At 36.7% G+C, this 16884-nt stretch carries 16 protein-coding genes and 2 tRNA genes; 8 read left to right on the top strand and 10 right to left on the bottom strand.

Going from position 1 to position 16884, the window contains the following annotated elements:
- Positions 1 to 79: 79 nt before the first annotated feature.
- From MIDI_RS08360 to queC, 9 genes are all read right to left on the bottom strand, one after another.
- On the bottom strand, positions 80 to 256 hold the full coding sequence (locus MIDI_RS08360) for a hypothetical protein (RefSeq protein WP_160162176.1): 177 nt from the start codon (positions 254 to 256) through the stop codon (positions 80 to 82).
- 337 nt (positions 257 to 593) lie between these two features.
- On the bottom strand, positions 594 to 3179 hold the full coding sequence (locus tag MIDI_RS01000; protein WP_013950735.1) for a UvrD-helicase domain-containing protein: 2586 nt from the start codon (positions 3177 to 3179) through the stop codon (positions 594 to 596).
- Positions 3169 to 4071: a tRNA (adenosine(37)-N6)-dimethylallyltransferase MiaA gene (gene miaA / locus MIDI_RS00995; RefSeq protein WP_052567654.1), complete on the bottom strand. Its 903-nt coding sequence runs from the start codon at positions 4069 to 4071 to the stop codon at positions 3169 to 3171. Before miaA ends, MIDI_RS01000 begins: the two co-directional genes overlap by 11 nt.
- Positions 4072 to 4073: 2 nt before the next feature.
- Positions 4074 to 4799, bottom strand: coding sequence for a bifunctional 2-polyprenyl-6-hydroxyphenol methylase/3-demethylubiquinol 3-O-methyltransferase UbiG (ubiG, locus tag MIDI_RS00990; RefSeq protein WP_013950733.1), 726 nt, complete (start codon positions 4797 to 4799; stop codon positions 4074 to 4076).
- Positions 4792 to 6279: a leucyl aminopeptidase gene (locus MIDI_RS00985; RefSeq protein WP_013950732.1), complete on the bottom strand. Its 1488-nt coding sequence runs from the start codon at positions 6277 to 6279 to the stop codon at positions 4792 to 4794. The genes ubiG and MIDI_RS00985 overlap by 8 nt, the downstream gene beginning before the upstream one ends.
- Positions 6280 to 6288: 9 nt before the next feature.
- Positions 6289 to 7533 (bottom strand): AmpG family muropeptide MFS transporter, encoded by a 1245-nt coding sequence (locus tag MIDI_RS00980; RefSeq protein WP_160162175.1) that lies wholly within the window; start codon positions 7531 to 7533, stop codon positions 6289 to 6291.
- 19 nt (positions 7534 to 7552) lie between these two features.
- A tRNA-Arg gene (locus MIDI_RS00975) sits at positions 7553 to 7628 on the bottom strand.
- 6 nt (positions 7629 to 7634) lie between these two features.
- Positions 7635 to 8114, bottom strand: a complete 480-nt coding sequence (gene greA / locus MIDI_RS00970; RefSeq protein ID WP_013950730.1) for a transcription elongation factor GreA — start codon at positions 8112 to 8114, stop codon at positions 7635 to 7637.
- 34 nt (positions 8115 to 8148) lie between these two features.
- Positions 8149 to 8829: a 7-cyano-7-deazaguanine synthase QueC gene (gene queC / locus MIDI_RS00965; protein WP_013950729.1), complete on the bottom strand. Its 681-nt coding sequence runs from the start codon at positions 8827 to 8829 to the stop codon at positions 8149 to 8151.
- A gap of 126 nt (positions 8830 to 8955) precedes the next feature.
- On the opposite strand from queC, the gene gshB reads away from it, so the two are divergent.
- From gshB to MIDI_RS00945, 4 genes are all read left to right on the top strand, one after another.
- Entirely contained in the window at positions 8956 to 9918 is a 963-nt protein-coding gene (gshB, locus tag MIDI_RS00960) for a glutathione synthase (RefSeq protein WP_160162174.1), read from the top strand.
- Between the two features lie 14 nt (positions 9919 to 9932).
- Positions 9933 to 10580, top strand: a complete 648-nt coding sequence (gene gmk / locus MIDI_RS00955; protein ID WP_013950727.1) for a guanylate kinase — start codon at positions 9933 to 9935, stop codon at positions 10578 to 10580.
- 502 nt (positions 10581 to 11082) lie between these two features.
- Positions 11083 to 12381, top strand: a complete 1299-nt coding sequence (gene rho / locus MIDI_RS00950; protein WP_237697449.1) for a transcription termination factor Rho — start codon at positions 11083 to 11085, stop codon at positions 12379 to 12381.
- Positions 12381 to 13241, top strand: a complete 861-nt coding sequence (locus tag MIDI_RS00945; RefSeq protein ID WP_013950725.1) for a 4-(cytidine 5'-diphospho)-2-C-methyl-D-erythritol kinase — start codon at positions 12381 to 12383, stop codon at positions 13239 to 13241. The genes rho and MIDI_RS00945 overlap by 1 nt, the downstream gene beginning before the upstream one ends.
- A 503-nt stretch (positions 13242 to 13744) precedes the next feature.
- Here MIDI_RS00945 and MIDI_RS09625 read toward each other — a convergent pair.
- Positions 13745 to 13876, bottom strand: coding sequence for a hypothetical protein (locus MIDI_RS09625; protein WP_272940951.1), 132 nt, complete (start codon positions 13874 to 13876; stop codon positions 13745 to 13747).
- A gap of 297 nt (positions 13877 to 14173) precedes the next feature.
- Here MIDI_RS09625 and MIDI_RS00940 point away from each other — a divergent pair.
- From MIDI_RS00940 to MIDI_RS00925, 4 genes are all read left to right on the top strand, one after another.
- Positions 14174 to 14257 (top strand) — tRNA-Leu (locus tag MIDI_RS00940).
- A gap of 19 nt (positions 14258 to 14276) precedes the next feature.
- Entirely contained in the window at positions 14277 to 14603 is a 327-nt protein-coding gene (locus MIDI_RS00935) for a HesB/IscA family protein (RefSeq protein ID WP_013950723.1), read from the top strand.
- 6 nt (positions 14604 to 14609) lie between these two features.
- The gene (gene hemW, locus MIDI_RS00930) at positions 14610 to 15743 is read left to right on the top strand and encodes a radical SAM family heme chaperone HemW (protein ID WP_041185334.1); all 1134 of its coding nucleotides are present in this window, start codon (positions 14610 to 14612) and stop codon (positions 15741 to 15743) included.
- A gap of 89 nt (positions 15744 to 15832) precedes the next feature.
- Positions 15833 to 16873, top strand: coding sequence for a rod shape-determining protein (locus MIDI_RS00925; protein ID WP_041185333.1), 1041 nt, complete (start codon positions 15833 to 15835; stop codon positions 16871 to 16873).
- Positions 16874 to 16884: the final 11 nt, after the last annotated feature.

The following is a 16884-nucleotide window of genomic DNA, read 5'->3' as shown; positions in this document are numbered from 1 at the left end:
TGTTTCTAAAGCTTGCGAATCAGCAAAACGAGAAACTCTAAAGAGAATCTCGCCTTGCAAAATAATTATTTGCGAATAATTATTTATTCTTTTCTGCTTCAGTCTTATCAACAACTGGAGCAGCTTTATCATCTACTCTCTGCTCGACAGGAGTAGCATTCCTGGCTTCTTCTCTTTTAGAATTACCAGCCATAACTGAAGTAGCAACTGAAAGAGCCGCAACACCTGCGATCAAAGAAAATACAATCTTTTTCATTTTTCAAAAACCTTAAAATTAATTCACAATTGCATACAACAAGTACTTGTTGTATGCAAAACACTCTAAAGCCATCATAAATAATTTATAACGTTTTATTGTAAAAATGCAACTCTAATTAATCTTTTATACAGCTTATTATTTAGTCATTTTAATCAATAAATTAACCAAATAAAAAAATCTTTATAGTTCAGACCACTAGAATAAACAAATAAGCAATAGCTTGCCTCAGAGCACTTCAAGTTAGAGCTTTATCTGATTTTTATGATAATGTAAATAATATTTACATATAATGTGGAAAATATTACCATTTTATTACATGTGAGTTTCATTATTCTTACTCTAAAGGGTCAGATTTGAGACTGGAATCACAAATTAATTCGTGCCAGTTTCCTATTTTTCCTTTATTGTAACCAATCACATAAACTTCATCTCTAGCTCTTGTCACAGCGACGTATAATAACCTCAAATTTTCATTTTTTTGAATAAATTTTGCTTTTTCTTTAATTATTTTTACAAATTTATCGTCATACTGTGCTCCACTACTAAAAATCAAGCGGTTTCCGAGCCAAAAAATATTATCACGTGACAAATTCTCAGATTCAAATGCATCAGCAAGTATAATAATAGGGGCTTCTAAACCTTTTGCGGAATGTGCGGTGGTTATTCTAATTGCATTTTTATCAGCGCATGAATCTAGAACCTGTATTTTTTCTGCCTCAAACCAATGTAGAAATTCGAGTTCTCCAGCAAATTGGTGTTGTTGTTCAAAATTTGCTACAGCATTCAAAAAAGTTTTGATGGCAGTGTCAAAGCTATTCTTTTTATAATATTCAAAAGCCACTTGATAAAAAAATTGATAAAGAGAGCTATCCGCAAATAACTCTAGGAACTTCAAGAGCTTTTCTCTAGTAGGCTGATAACGATTGCCTTCACTTATACTTTGCCAGATAGTCCTTTTACCTCGATTAAAAGCAATTTTAAATATATCTTCCTCTTTAAAATTAAACAACGCAGATTTTAGTAAGTTAGCTAAGTTAAAATCATCTGCTTGATTTAAAATAAACTTCAAAAGCGAAAGCAAATCTAAAATTGTAACTTTATCCTTAAGAAAGAGCGAGCCACATGACACAAAAGGAATTTGATTTCTACTTAAAGCGTTACAGATATCATTATAAATCCTTCCTCTCTTCCTCAGGATAATCATTAAGTCATCTAACTCAAAATTTTTATTGCTGCCAAAAATAACACGCTGGTCTTTTAACCAATCCGATACTCTGGTGGCTATAAAACTGCCAATACTTTCTCTTTGTATTGAGGCCGATTCAGCCGGAATCATCCACTGAGAATCTAATAAAGTATTTTTTGTCTCATCATTTAGTTGCCAAGCTTGAAAATATGCTGGCGTATTTCTATAAGAGATATGGTTTTTATAGGAGGTATTAAACTGAGCTGTTATATCAGTTTTTATAAAGATATTATCCACCAACTCCAAAATTTCTTTTCCCGATCTAAATGAAATATTAAAATCAATTTCTACCCATTCTTTTAGAGCGTGCCGCGCTTTTTCTTTATAATATCTTGCAATATCGACAAAAATCTCTGGAGCTGCTCCTTGAAAGCCAAAAATAGATTGTTTCTGATCACCAACTATAAATATAGTTCTATTTTCCTCTTTAGCTCCAATTCCCGCAAAAAATTCTTCGCTAAGTAATTTAATGATTTGCCATTGGTAAGCATTTAAGTCTTGTGCTTCATCAACTAGTATATGATCTATTTCGCAATCTAGTTTCCAAAGTAACCAATGTCTATTTTCAGAAGTTTCTAGTAATTTTATTGTATTAATTAATAACTGGTCATAGTCTAACAATCCTTTTTCCCTTTTAAACTCTTCATAGTTTTTAAAAACTTCTTGCGCAAACCTAATAAAAGCAAAATTGTGTAGCGCAGCATTATAAGATTTTTTCGTTTGGATAATCTCATACACTTCTTCTTGATGCGCATAAAGTTGAGCTTGCATTCTCTCATTTAAGGATTTAGCTCCGCTAATTCGGCTTCTCTTTTTGTGATCTTGAGTCAGAAAAATATTTGCATACTCAAATAAATTTTCTTTTTTCTCTGCTAAAGAAGATATAAGCCAAGCTTTCATCAGCCGCCCTTCCTTTTCAGCTAAAGATTCCGCAATTAAGTACAAAGCCGGCATATCAAGCTGGACTATCCTTTTCTCCAGAAATATTTCCCAATCAAAATCTTGTTCAAAACCGAATAGCTGAAATATTTGTCCTAAAAGCCGTTCTTCAGTATCGATATCTTTTAAGTAATCATGAAATTTTGCATATTGGTTAATTAAATCAACCGTATATTCAAATAAAATTTGATTATTAAAAAGAAGCGCAAGCAGCCTGACTACTTTTTGTAAGAACTCAGATCGCATTGCTTCATAATAAGCTCTTTTTAATAGGCTATACTTTTCTGCATTACTAATAATTCTGTTGCCGTTCGTATCGTTCGTATATGCACTATCAATCTCTATATTTAAAATTCTCGCACAAAATGCATGCATCGTCTGAATTTTGATCTTCTGTGCTTCTAACAATAAGGTGCCGTACAAAGAACTAGCCAGGCTAAGCATAGACTCTGATATAGGCTCATCTATTAAATCTTCGAGCTCCCTTGCTAAATCTCCTTTTGATTCAGCACACCATTTTTTAGCTCTTCCCTTAAGCCTCTCTATCATCTCTTCAGCCGCTGCGTTTGTGAAGGTAACACATAGAATATTACTCAAGTTATTACCCTTCAATAGCAACCTTAACATTCTATCTATCAATACCTTAGTCTTGCCAGAACCAGCAGAGGCATTAACATATACTGAATAGTTAGGGTTAGAAGCTTGTTTTTGAATATGTAAATGGTTATTGCTCATACCTCCCCCCCTTCCTCAAAAAGAAATCATACCGCATTTGGTTTCTAAACCAAGTAGTTTGCCTTTTGGCGTAATTTCTTGTAAACTGCTGCGCTTTTTCTATAGCTTCTTCTTTAGTGGTCTTTCCTTCTAACCAATTAATTAATTCATAGAGCCCAAGAATTTTGGGATATTTTATACCAGGCTTCTGGTTCAGCAATGTCTCAACTTCATCGACTGCTCCCATCTTCAACATGGCTACGAATCGAGTGTTACAATTACGGTACAAAGACTCTCTTTCTATATCGACATTGATAATAAAAAATTCATCTCGGGGCAAGTACGGTTTAGTATCGCTTTGCCATTTTGACAAAGCTATCCGAGTCTCCAGGTAAACCGCTAGCCCTCTAGTAATTCTTTTTAGGTCAGAAGGGGCAAGTCTTCGAGCCAGGTCAGGATCGTAGGCAAATAAGCGTTTATGAAGAGATACAGAATCAGACGAACTTATCATCTCAGCCATCTTTCTTCTAGTGGATTCAGAAATACCTGGAATAAAGGCAAGCCCATCAACTAGTGATTTTATATAAAGACCGCTGCCTCCAACTATCACCGGGGCTCGCCTCTTTTCTTTACAGCTTGTAATTTCTCTTTTTACCCAGTCAAGCCATATAGCAACCGAATAGTGAGTATCCATTTCAATAATACTATACAGCCTATGAGGAGAATGGAGCTGATCTGAAAGATCAGGTTGAGCTGTTAAAATTGGTAATTCTTTATAAACCTGCATAGCATCAGAGTTTATGATAACTCCATCGACCTCTCTAGCTATATCTATCGCTAAAGCTGACTTACCGCTTGCCGTAGGGCCGCTTATAATGATAATTTTATCTTTAAGTTGAGAAAAATTAAGCACCGCTACAATTTTCTTAGAGCCATTATATAATTAACATCAACATTACGATCCAGGTACCATTCAGTAGTTAATGGATTAAATTTCATCCCCTTCATCTCAATAAAACTGCAGTTACTGCGGGATAAAATATCAACAATTGCGCTTGGCTCAACAAACTTATTCCAATCATGCCCACCTCGGGGTACCATCTTAAGAAGGTATTCAGCAATTAATATAGCCTGCATATATGACTTAAAGGTCTTATTGATTGTTGAAATAAAAATTATCCCCCCTGGCTTAGCAACTTGAGCCACAGATTCAAGAAATAAATTAAGATCTGCCACATGTTCTACTATCTCGAGTGTGCATACTACATTATATGAAACCCTTTCCTTAGCAAAATCCTCAATAGTTGATGTTACGTAATTTATATGATGATCGTTATGTTTTGCATAATCTTTAGCTATCTGGACATTTTCTGCGCAGGCGTCCAAACCAGTAACGTTAGCTCCAAGCCTGGATAGAGGGACAGATAAAATACCTCCCCCGCATCCAACATCAAGTATATCTAACTGATCAAGCCGATCGCCACTAATTAACTTTTCTTGTTGCAGTATAGTCCTAATGTAAGGGATTCTTGCCCTATTCATTAAGTGCAGTTGCTTAAGAGGCCCATCACAGTTCCACCAATTTGCAGCTAAATCTGCAAATTTTTTTACTTCTGTGGAATCAAATGTGCTTTTAGGCATTTCGCTCAATATTATCCATGATATATTGATTTAACAATCTCACTCCAAAGCCAGTTGCCCCTTTTGGGCAAATATCGTTACCGTGTTTGGTCCAGGTTACTCCAGCGATATCAAGGTGAGCCCAAGCACAGTCCTTAACAAACCTCTTTAAAAATTGTGCAGCTGTTGTGCTTCCCGCACCCCGTCCACTTTGCCCTGTATTTTTAATGTCAGCAGTATCAGAATTAATTTGCTTGTCATAAAAATCGTGAAGCGGCAATCTCCAAATTTGTTCTCCAACTTTGTCCGCTGCAGCGCACAAATTCCTAGCAAGCTCATCGCTATTTGAAAAAAGACCAGCATAATAATCCCCGAGCGCTATCACGATAGCTCCAGTTAATGTCGCTAAATCTATTAAATTTTTAGGCTTATATTGCTCTTGCACATACCACATAACATCTGCAAGTACCAAGCGTCCTTCGGCATCGGTATTGTCAACTTCAATGGTTTGTCCAGACATCGACACAACAACATCACTAGGTCTTTGAGCAGTACCAGATGGCATATTTTCGACTAATCCTATAGCTCCAATGACATTAGCTTTTGCCTTTCTGCTCGCTAATGCCATCACAGCACCCGTTACAACTCCGGCACCGCCCATATCGCATTTCATGTCAGCAACACCTTGGCTTGGCTTTAAGTTGATACCGCCGCTATCAAATGTGACTCCTTTACCAACAAGAGCGGTAACTTCATCTGGCCTAGAATTATTGCCATGCCATTCCATAATCACCACTCTTGGCTCATTAGCGCTACCTTGAGCTACTCCAAGTAAAGCACCCATTCTTAACGCTTGCAAGTCTTCTTTATTTAAAACAGTTACTTTAACCCCAAATGCCTTTAACTTTTCACATTCTTCTGCAAATGATATAGGAAATAAATTATTAGGCGGTTCTGAAACCAAATTTCTAGTCACTATTACCCCATTTAAAATTGCTTCTTGTTGAGCAAATGCGGTTTCATTTTTAGAAGTCGATAATATATTTACTTTTGCAAGAGTAAGTTCATGTTCTTCTTTTTTAGCAACATAATGCTTGTTAAATGCATAATTCTTAAGCTTAATTCCTATAGCCAAGTTTATTGCCAAGTCTACTTTAAACTCTTCCGCAGTATCGATCACTAAATCAGCTTCACTGATTTTCATTTGGTTTAATTTACTAGCAAGTGCGCCACCCGCACTTTGTACGGTTAAATTAGTTGCTTCAATAGTTTTACCAATACACAAGATAATTACTTGCTTTTGCTGGAATCCATGAGGCGCTAGAACAGTAACCATTTGGCCAGTTTTACCGCCAAACGCTCTATCAGCCTTAATAGCATTTGCTATATGATTGTGCCGGTCCAAATCAACCAAAGTTTTTGGCAAGCTTGCTGGCTCAGATATTAAAAAAATTGCTGTTTCTGAACTTAACTCTGAAAGCGGCTTAAAGGTAAAATTCATAATAAACCTCTATTTATTTTTTCTATAATAGAGATAATACAAACAAATAAATGCAGGTAAAGAGAGTAATGCTGAAAAATAAAAGAAATTTATCCAACCTAAGATAGAAACAACAAATCCTGCACTTGAACTAATTACTGTCCTACCAACAACTGCTAAAGAGCTAAGTATTGCGTAGTGAGTAGCGGCAAATTCTTTTTTAACAACAGTGCTTATATAAGCAACTAGGCTAGCATTGCTTAAGCCACTACAGAAATTCTCAACAGAGATTACTGCAATCAGTACAGAAGGATCATTTCCATAGCTAGCCTGCACCACAAACACTAAATTTGATACACACTGGAGTATAAGCCCAAGCACCAATATAAATCCCATGTTTTGATATTTAGCAATCAAGTAGCCCCCAATAAACATACCAACTATTGTAGTAAGAAAACCATAAAGCTTTATAATGCTCGCTATTTCAACTCTAGAAAATCCTATATCCATTAAGAAGGGAGTGGTAAGCATACCAATATATGCATCACTTAGTTTATACAAAAGTACTAAGCATATAATAACAAACCAATTTCTCTGTTTAATGAACTCTATGAAAGGATCGGCGAAGCTATGGCGTAACCACGCAATAAAATTACTATAAACTTTTCGCGATCTCCTAAGTAACGATGGCTCTCCATAGGCTAAAGCCGCTAGAGCTCCAGGTATTAGAAAAAGAGCTACAGAGGAATAAGCAATGGCCCAATTTAAATATTCTGCAATAAAAAGGCTGCCAGCGCTTGAGATCAACATCCCAATCCGATAGCCAAATGTAACCGCAGCTGCGCCCGATCCTTGCTCTTCATCTGTTAATATTTCAATCCTATATGCGTCGATTATAATATCCTGGGTTGCCGAGAGGAATGCTATGCAAAAAACTCCCGCACCTAAAATAAATAAATTAGGAGCTTGGGCCGCATAAAAGCCCACAAAAGTTATGGTAAAAAATAACAATATTTGAGTTAGTAGCAGCCACGCTGTCCTACGTCCTAAAACTTTGCTCAATATCGGCAAACTTAAGTTGTCAACCAATGGCGACCACAGGTACTTAAACGCATACGGAGTCGAAGCCAAACCAAATATTGCAATTTTTGCTATACCTATCCCGGTATCCATTAACATCGCGGACAAGGTTGAAGCAGATAATGAAAGAGGTAATCCGCTTGCGACGCCCAACATCACGATTACTAGCACCTTAGGCTTAAAATACAAAAACACAGCTAACACCCCCATAAAGTGGCGCATTTGGCGGGATTCGAACCCACGGCCTTCGCCTCCGGAGGGCGACGCTCTATCCACTGAGCTACAAATGCTGTAAATTATTCATAAGTTATAGTTATAACGTCATAATACTTAATTCCCTTTGGCGTCGCAACCTCTATTTGGTCGCCGACACTTTTGCCTAATAAAGCCTTTGCCAAAGGGGAGGAAATAGAAATCAAACCACTATTTAGGTCTGCTTCGTATTCACCAACTATTTGGTATTCGACTTCACTATCATTTTCCTCATTAAGCAAGGTTACTGTAGCACCAAATTTTATTTGACTTCCTGTCAATTCTTTTACATCTATTACTTCTGCTCTAGCAATTCTGCTTTCTAAGTCCGCAATTTTTGCCTCGATAAAACCTTGTTTCTCTCTTGCAGCAGTATACTCAGCGTTTTCTGACAAATCCCCATGTGCTCTTGCTTCAGCTATTGCAACTATTACCGCTGGCCGCTCTATACTTTTTAAGTGTGTCAACTCCTCTAACAACCTCTGATAACCCTTAGGCGTAATTGGAATTCTTTCGCTAGACATATCAATGAACCGATTAAAATTTTTATATATTTACTTAAATATAATGCAGAGGATCCGACAAGCCGGCCTTAGTAAATCCCTCAATTCTTAGCAAACACGCATCGCACTGACCGCATGGCCGCCCACTTTCATAGGGATTATAGCAAGATGTTGTCAATGAATAATCCACACCCAAACTTCTCCCCAGGATAATAATCTCAGATTTGCTAAGATGCAATAGTGGAGCGTAAATTTTAATTTCTCTCTGAATTCTGGCTTTAGCCAAGTTAATCATCCTTTCGTATGCAGATATATACTCAGGTCTGCAATCTGGGTAATTACTGTAATCAATTGCATTACAGCCGATAAATAGATTAGGAATATTTAATGCTTCAGCATACGCAAAAGCATACGAGAGAAAAATTGTGTTTCTACCATGAACATACGTAGGAGGAATCTGCCCACTTTTCAAATGATTTAGATCAGTATGTTTAGGTACTTCAAGAGCGCTAGTCAGCGAAGAGCCACCAAATACTGTTAGATCTATATCGATAATTTTATGTACCGCCGCATCATAAATCTTCGCTAAATTTTTTGCGGACTCGATCTCAAACAAATGCTTTTGGCCATATCTAAAGCTTAAGCAACAACACTCATATCCTTCCGACTTAGCGACCGCAAGAACAGTCGAAGAATCAAGCCCCCCACTTAATAATACTATAGCTTTCCTAGGCATACATTAAAGAAGATCCCTTTACCGCAAACAAAGTCCATGATAATGAAGGGCACAGTAACAAATAATAGCTTTATAAGCAATAAGATTCTATTCACAATAAAGTAGCATCAAAAATTTATGAAACCAATGCATAAGGTAATAGCCTTCCAGATCGATCCGCTGGAGAGCCTCAACATAGAAACTGACAGTAGTTTATTGCTAGCTATAGAAATGCAAAACAGAGGATATGAGATATTCTTTTATCAAGTAAAAGACCTCTATATTGAAAATAATGAAGTGTTTGCAAAAGGTTTTTTCGCCCATTTAGAGAAAGATTCTAAGTCATATTATTCAATAACCAACCATGCGGTCCTAAATTTAGCTGAAGTCTTACTAATTATGATCCGCCAGGATCCTCCTTTTGATATGAATTATATCACTTCAACCTATATACTAGATAAGTTAGGCGCCCATACTCCAGTTTTCAACAACCCAAGTAGTATAAGAAATCTCCCGGAAAAGTTCAGCCCACTAATATTCAAAAATTTTTTACCAGAATTCATTATCTCATCTGATCTTCATCTTATTGAGCATTTTATCCAACGGCATAACTTTGCTGTCTTAAAACCTCTTTATCAGCATGGCGGTAAAAATATCGTACTAACTAACGTAGACGAAGAAAATTTCCAGGCCACTATAAAGAATCACATAGAAAAATTCGGGCATATTGTTGTTCAGCAATTTATTCCTTCAGTTAGAAATAATGGTGATAAAAGAGTTATATTTTCAGCAGGCAAGCTGATAGGATTTTTTCAACGGTTGCCAAAATCAGGAGATTTTAGAAGTAACGCTGCTCTTGGAGGCAGTTTTGCTAAATGTGAGCTTACTATAAAAGAGCAGTTATTATGTAAAAAAATAGGCAAGTTCTTAGAAAAGAACAGTATAATTTTTGCAGGCATCGATATTCTTGGTGAAAAGTTAATTGAAATAAATATAACCTCACCAACAGGCTTAGCTATTTTAAATAAGCTGTACGGAGGGCTTCACGAAAAACTAGTAGTCAATACAATTGAAACAAAGGTTAATTATTGGTATAAGGCCAAAAAATAAAACAAGTACTAGTAATGCACGGATCATCAGATAATATAAAACGCAGAGGATTAATGTTGGTTATTTCAGCCCCCTCTGGTGCAGGAAAAACAACTTTGTCAAAATTACTAATTGAAAACGATCAGCATTTAAGAGCTTCGATTTCTGTTACCACTAGAAAGAAACGTCCTGGTGAAGTTGATGGCAAAGATTATCATTTTGTAGATACAGCTAAATTTAAACAGATGGTCAAGGATAACGCATTCATGGAATACGCTGAAATTTTTGGTAATTTTTATGGTACTCCCAAGGATGCAGTAGAAAAATTTTTAGAGGTGGGAGAAGATGTAGTCTTTGATATAGATTGGCAAGGACATAGGCGCCTTGTTGCAACTACAAGGGAAGATGTTACTAGTGTGTTTATACTCCCTCCTTCTAAACAAGAACTTTACAAACGACTTAAGTTACGCCATCATGATGAAGAAGGAGTGGCAGCCTTCAGGCAAGAAAGGGCCAACGATGAAATAAGTCACTGGCATGAATATGATTATGTTATAATTAATAAGGGTCTAAATGAAAGTTTTAATAAATTGCTTTCGATATTAAGAGCAGAACGCTTGAAAAAAAATAGAAGAACCGGCTTACCTGCTTTTATAAGAGACTTGCTAAAACAAGAAGTGTAATTTTTAATTTCATTATATGTACAAAAAATATTTGACTGCGATTATTAAATATTATATCTAGATCGTGCTCTTAGGTATAGGCTTGGTTCTTCCTCTAAGTTTAGGGGTTAGCTGCTGTTTCAATACCAGGATCCACAGTTATGTAAGTGTTAAACTTATTTTCCCTAAACAAATTAATTCCTTTATAAATTTTTCAATGAGCAACGATAATATGAGTTTAGAGCAACCAAAGAAACTAGGTATAAACAAAACAATCGCTCAAAGTAGTCATGGCACACCGGAACAAGGCACCGATTTTGAGCTTTCACCACCCCAAAATGAGCCTACAAAAAGTAGGAATTTCTCTAGAAAAAATTTTAGAAGAAAAAAAGAGAATGCCGAAGTTAGCCAAGAGTTAATCAAATCTGATAAAGAGAATGTGCAAGAAACTGATTCAGAATCCTTGTCTGACTTAGATTCGGACAAAAAAGATGAACCAGAGCAACACTCAAACATACCCGCTATGGCTTTTCATCTTAAGGACCTAAAGCGTAAGAACATAGAAGAATTGATGGAACTTGCCGAATCACTTGCAATTGATAATCCTAGCAACTTTCAAAAACATGACTTAGTTTTTGCTATACTTAAATGCCTAGCGGACAAAGGCGGAATTATAGTTGGAGAAGGTGTGCTAGAAATCCTACAGGACGGTTATGGGTTTCTGCGTTCAAGTGAAGCTAATTATGTCCCTGGACCTGACGACATATATGTTGCTCCCAATCAAATAAGAAGGTTTCTACTTAGAACTGGCGATACAATTATTGGTCCGATCAGGTCTCCTAAGAAAGGAGAACGTTACTTCGCCTTAACTGACGTAAATCAGATTAATGGTGCCGAAGCCATCAAAAGTAGGCATCGTATGCACTTTGACGATCTCGTTCCACTTTATCCTAATAAAAGAATCGTTTTAGAAACTAGTAGTGAAACCGGTTTAAAGGAATTGAGTGCGCGAATTATAGATATAGTTGCTCCTATTGGAAGAGGCCAAAGAGCATTAGTTGTGGCACCACCTAGAACTGGAAAAACCATACTAATGCAAAATATTGCGCACTCAATCACCACAAACTACCCAGATATTTATTTGCTCGTATTGCTAATTGACGAAAGACCGGAAGAAGTAACTGATATGTCTCGCTCAGTGTGTGGTGAAGTTGTAAGCTCAACATTTGATGAGCCTTCTAATAGGCACGTACAGCTTGCAGAAATGGTTATAGAAAAAGCTAAAAGGTTAGTTGAATCAAAAAAAGACGTAGTAATCTTGCTTGACTCCATAACCAGATTAGCTCGTGCTTATAATAACATTGCCCCTTCTTCAGGTAAGGTTTTAAGTGGTGGTGTTGATTCTAATGCACTACAAAGACCAAAAAGATTTTTTGGAGCTGCACGTAATATAGAAGAAGGGGGTTCATTAACAATTATTGCGACCGCATTAATTGAAACTGGATCTAGAATGGATGAAGTTATATTTGAGGAATTCAAGGGTACTGGTAACTCTGAAATTGTCTTGGATAGAAGAATCGCTGATAAAAGGGTATTTCCTGCTATTGATATCTCTAAATCTGGAACCAGGAAAGAAGATCTACTTGTAGATAAGGTCACATTAACTAAGATGTGGGTCTTGCGTCGTATTTTAAATCCAATGGGTACAACAGAAGCAGTAGAATTTTTAATAGATAAATTAAAATACTCTAAATCAAATGATGACTTCTTCGAGCAAATGAATACTTATAATCCTCCGAAAGTTAAAAATAATAATTTTTAATGCAAATACTGCAAAGGTCAGCTCATGCAAAGATTAATTTGTTTTTGCATATAGTTGGCCAAAGAGGGGATAGCTATCATTTGTTAGAAAGCCTTTTTGCTAGGCTTAAAGTGCATGATACGGTTACTGTGCAACAGTATAACGAGTTAATTTGTAATACTATTGGTCACGCAATAAATGGAACCAATATTGCAATAAGAGCGGCAGAGAAGTTAAAAGACTTTGTTAATTTAGACTTATCACAGAAGTTAGCCTTCCCGAGCAACACTATACTTGGCGCTAATATTACTATAAACAAACGTATTCCAATAGGTGCAGGTCTAGGAGGCGGTTCCGCAGATGCAGCTGCTGTTCTTAAATTACTAGTCAAGATTTGGAATATCAAGATTAATAAAAAGGATTTAAGCGAAATAGCGCTTAGTATTGGGGCAGACGCTCCTTTTTGTTTACAAGATAAAGCTGCGTTTGTTACTGGTATTGGAGAGAAAATAAGTGAGCCTCTGGAGTTGGGTCGTAAGCTTGATTTAGTTCTAATAAATCCCGGATATGAAATTCTAGCAAAAGACATTTATTGTCTAGTGAAAAAATACTCTCCTCTTCTTGATAGGGAGAATCTCTATGAACTGATTTTCAAGGGCAGAAATGATCTAGAAGAGATAGCTCTGGAGATGTGTAAAGACTTAATCGAGGTAAAAACTGCATTAAGAGAGCAAAAAAATGTGAGAGTAGTAAGAATGTCTGGAAGTGGGCCAACTTATTTTGCTATTTTTGACAATGCAAATTTAGCAGAACTTGCCAAAAACAATCTTATTAAAGAGCATCCAAATTGGTTGATTTGGCAAGATCGGGTTTGGATTTAGTATCTTTAAAGTCATCAATGCAGCTCTATTCACTGGCATTGTCTAATATTTATAGGTAGAAGTTTCAAATCCGTCAAATGCCTATGGAAGAAGAGGGTAAGAGTAGCGCAAAGCATCCTCAGGAATTTGCTGTAGCGCTTCGTTCTTCGATTAAAACTAGCTAGATAATGCCTCTTAAAGAATTCTTTGATTCTACCAATGGGGTCTCAGCCTTTGTTTTGTGACGGTGCGTGGAGATTTTATAGTATTCGTAAACGCTGTAATCATCTGTACATGCTCAATTTATAACGTTCCTCAAAGCCTAAATGACAGGTTCAGGTGGGTTGCCTTGCTCCCGTCAACCTACCTTCAAAATCAATAATTTCACCCGCTCCTCTATCAACAGCAATCAATATAAAGGTGTACTCCCACTTCCATTCTTTGGTCTTTTTTTATATATGTGCACAGCTCGTCAATCTCTAGGACCTCGATATCCTTAAGTGACTTTGTGCTGTTGCAAGCTCTTATCTAACTTTTCTTGCACATAGCGCCCCCCGTCCTTCGATCCATGAAGATATTTGGCTGTTATGGATTCCAGTCAGTCTCTCTATCGTCCTAATCCCGCAGTCCTCAAGGTTAGGTTTTAAGTCTATCATTCATAGTGTATTCTGCCGCTTATCACCTTCTCGGTAATTCTTTTTGCAATTCTTGCACCTATTTACCTCTTGCTGTCCACAATGTACCACACCATTCTTCACCTGCTCGCTAGAGCCGCAATATTTACACTTGATTGTCATTTCCTACTCCACCCATTCTACTACGAAGATATCATACCCTCTTATTGCCGTTATAATTACCAGGCATTGCCCATTCAATAATGGACTTTTGTTTGTCAAAATTGTTGTTTATTGTTATAATGATTGGCGAAACTAATTTTTCAGTGAAAATTATATGCGGCTGTGGTGGAATGGTAGACACGCAACGTTGAGGTCGTTGTTCCGAGAGGATTGAAAGTTCAAGTCTTTTCAGCCGCACCACCTTACAATAAGTACCTATATGCTAGATCAGAACTTTACTATAACTCAAAATGCAGAGCATAAAATAAAAGAACTCCTAGTCACTGAAGCTCCTGAGTCTCGGTTTCGGATTAGAGTTCTAGGAGGAGGTTGTTCTGGTTTTAAATATGATTATAAGTTTGATAGCAACCTTGCAAAAACCGATAAGTTTTTTGCTAATGGTCTAATAGTGATTGATGAATTATCCTTAACTCTTCTTGTGAATAGCGTACTGGATTATCATGAAGATTTAGGTGGTGCTGGATTCGTAGTAAAAAACCCTAATACCTCAGCTAAATGCGGTTGTGGTAATTCCTTTTCTATATAGAGTAACTTGTCTGATAATAAAAAAGTATCAATATACGTACACTGGCCATTTTGTGAATCAAAGTGTCCCTATTGTGACTTTAATAGTCATGTCAGAGAATTAATAGACGAAGAGATGGTACTACAATGTTATTTACAAGAAATATCTCTATATAAGGATATTGTCTCGGCTAAAAAAATTAAAAGTATCTTTTTTGGCGGCGGCACTCCATCCTTAGCTTCTCCTAAAATGTTTGCTAGTATTTTAGAATTTACAAATTCCATTGGGATAATTGATAATCACACTGAAATTACAATCGAGGCTAATCCTGGTTCTTCAGAAACTATGAAATTCATTGAATTTGCACGTGCTGGAATTAACAGAGTATCCATCGGCGTACAAAGTTTTGATGATAAGGCCTTAAGATTTTTAGGTAGAAAACATAATGCATCAGCGGCAAAAAAGTCTATTGAGCATGCAGATAAAGCTTTCAAAAACTATTCATTTGATATGATCTACGCCCTGCCCTGGCATACTGAAGAAAATTGGGCCGAAGAACTCAATTCAGCTTTAGAATATGCCAAATATCACATCTCTCTTTATCAATTAACTATTGAAAAGGGAACAAAATTTTTTAAAGATTACACCTTAAAAAAATTTCATCTCCCCCAAGAAGAGTTAGCGGCTGATTTATATAGCATTACCAATAATATACTAGCCAAAAATAATTTTAAGCAATATGAAATTTCTAATTATGCACGGAATCCCTTCTATTGTCAGCATAATCTAGTTTACTGGCAGTACAACAATTACTTAGGAATTGGTCCAGGAGCCCATGGGAGAATATCCATAAATGGTGAGAAATTTGCCACGGTAAATGTGCATATGCCTGAAAAATGGATAGAGTTAGCTTCAAAAAAACAATTTCCATACCAAAGTAAAGAATTATTAACCGCCGATGATCAAACGAAAGAAAAATTGATTATGGGACTTAGACTAGTTGACGGAATACTTTTTGACGAATTTAAAAATGATGAAACACTTCAGAGTAGAATTAATAAAATGACAGTAGAAAATCTCTTAAAGATAAAAAATGGCCGAGTATCGGCCACCAAAAGAGGACTATTGGTCTTAAACAGCATCATCAATTTATTGTTTTAGAATTGAGTTAATTCTATCTAATGGAAAAATAAATTGCCAAAAAATGTTTTTTAGCTTAGAAAATCGTATAAATATAATTATTGACATATATGTTATCGAGCCTTTTATCCATATTTTCTTCCAACATGGCCATAGACCTTGGAACTGCGAACACTTTAGTATACGTGCCGGGCAAAGGCATCATCCTCAAAGAGCCATCTGTCGTTGCTATGCTAAACCATAAAGGCAGCATGATTCCTTACGCCTTTGGGTATGAAGCAAAAATGATGTTGGGCCGAACTCCTTCTGAAATACAAGCGATTAGACCTTTAAAAGATGGAGTGATTGCTGATTTCAAAGGAGCGGAAGAAATGATAAAGCACTTTATTAGTTGCGTTCATAATAAAAAGAGCTTTCTGGCGAGGCCTCTAGTCATTGTTTGTGTTCCATATGGCGCAACAGCTGTGGAGAAAAGAGCTATATACGACGCAGTAGAAGGAGCAGGAGCTAGAGAAGTGTATTTAATAGAAGAGCCAATGGCCGCTGCAATAGGCGCTAATCTACCAGTTACCGAACCGACCGGCTCAATGGTTGTAGATATAGGTGGCGGTACAACTGAAGTAGGCATAGTTTCACTAGGTGGAGTAGTAACTGCGAGGTCAGTTAGAGTCGGGGGGGACGCTATGGATGAAGCTATTATAAATTATATTAGAAGATATCATAATTTGCTTATCGGAGAATCAACTGCAGAACGCATCAAAAAAGAAATTGGCTCTGCGCATTATCCTGAAGGCGAGCCTCGTAGCATGAAGATAAAGGGCCGCGATCTTTTAAATGGCGTACCTAAAGAAATAGTTCTAACGGAAGATAAAATTGCTGAAAGTTTAGCTGAACCAATTAATCAAATCATTACAGCCGTAAAGGTACTCCTTGAATCTGCTCCTCCTGAATTGGCCTCTGATATAGTAACCAGAGGTATTATGTTGACAGGTGGTGGCGCTCTTCTTACCGGCTTAGATAGGGTAATACAGAATGCAACTGGCCTTGCAACATTTGTTTCTGACGACCCACTTAGTTGTGTTGCAACTGGAGCAGGTAGAGTTTTAGAAAACTTTAATGCCCTAAAACACGTATTATTAAAACAAGATTGATCATCAAATAA

This window comes from Candidatus Midichloria mitochondrii IricVA (genome assembly GCF_000219355.1).
Classification (GTDB): domain Bacteria; phylum Pseudomonadota; class Alphaproteobacteria; order Rickettsiales; family Midichloriaceae; genus Midichloria; species Midichloria mitochondrii.
This window is presented reverse-complemented; position numbering and strand designations above follow the sequence as displayed.

Bases quoted from the DNA above. Each gene is read 5' to 3' on its own strand.
- gmk (WP_013950727.1), top strand. From the start codon at position 9,933: ATGCACGGATCATCAGATAATATAAAACGCAGAGGATTAATGTTGGTT.
- MIDI_RS09625 (WP_272940951.1), bottom strand. From the start codon at position 13,876: ATGATAGACTTAAAACCTAACCTTGAGGACTGCGGGATTAGGACGATA.
- MIDI_RS01000 (WP_013950735.1), bottom strand. From the start codon at position 3,179: ATGAGCAATAACCATTTACATATTCAAAAACAAGCTTCTAACCCTAAC.
- MIDI_RS08360 (WP_160162176.1), bottom strand. From the start codon at position 256: ATGAAAAAGATTGTATTTTCTTTGATCGCAGGTGTTGCGGCTCTTTCA.
- MIDI_RS00945 (WP_013950725.1), top strand. From the start codon at position 12,381: ATGCAAATACTGCAAAGGTCAGCTCATGCAAAGATTAATTTGTTTTTG.
- greA (WP_013950730.1), bottom strand. From the start codon at position 8,114: ATGTCTAGCGAAAGAATTCCAATTACGCCTAAGGGTTATCAGAGGTTG.
- gshB (WP_160162174.1), top strand. From the start codon at position 8,956: ATGCATAAGGTAATAGCCTTCCAGATCGATCCGCTGGAGAGCCTCAAC.
- MIDI_RS00925 (WP_041185333.1), top strand. From the start codon at position 15,833: ATGTTATCGAGCCTTTTATCCATATTTTCTTCCAACATGGCCATAGAC.
- queC (WP_013950729.1), bottom strand. From the start codon at position 8,829: ATGCCTAGGAAAGCTATAGTATTATTAAGTGGGGGGCTTGATTCTTCG.
- ubiG (WP_013950733.1), bottom strand. From the start codon at position 4,799: ATGCCTAAAAGCACATTTGATTCCACAGAAGTAAAAAAATTTGCAGAT.
- MIDI_RS00935 (WP_013950723.1), top strand. From the start codon at position 14,277: ATGCTAGATCAGAACTTTACTATAACTCAAAATGCAGAGCATAAAATA.
- rho (WP_237697449.1), top strand. From the start codon at position 11,083: ATGGCTTTTCATCTTAAGGACCTAAAGCGTAAGAACATAGAAGAATTG.
- MIDI_RS00985 (WP_013950732.1), bottom strand. From the start codon at position 6,279: ATGAATTTTACCTTTAAGCCGCTTTCAGAGTTAAGTTCAGAAACAGCA.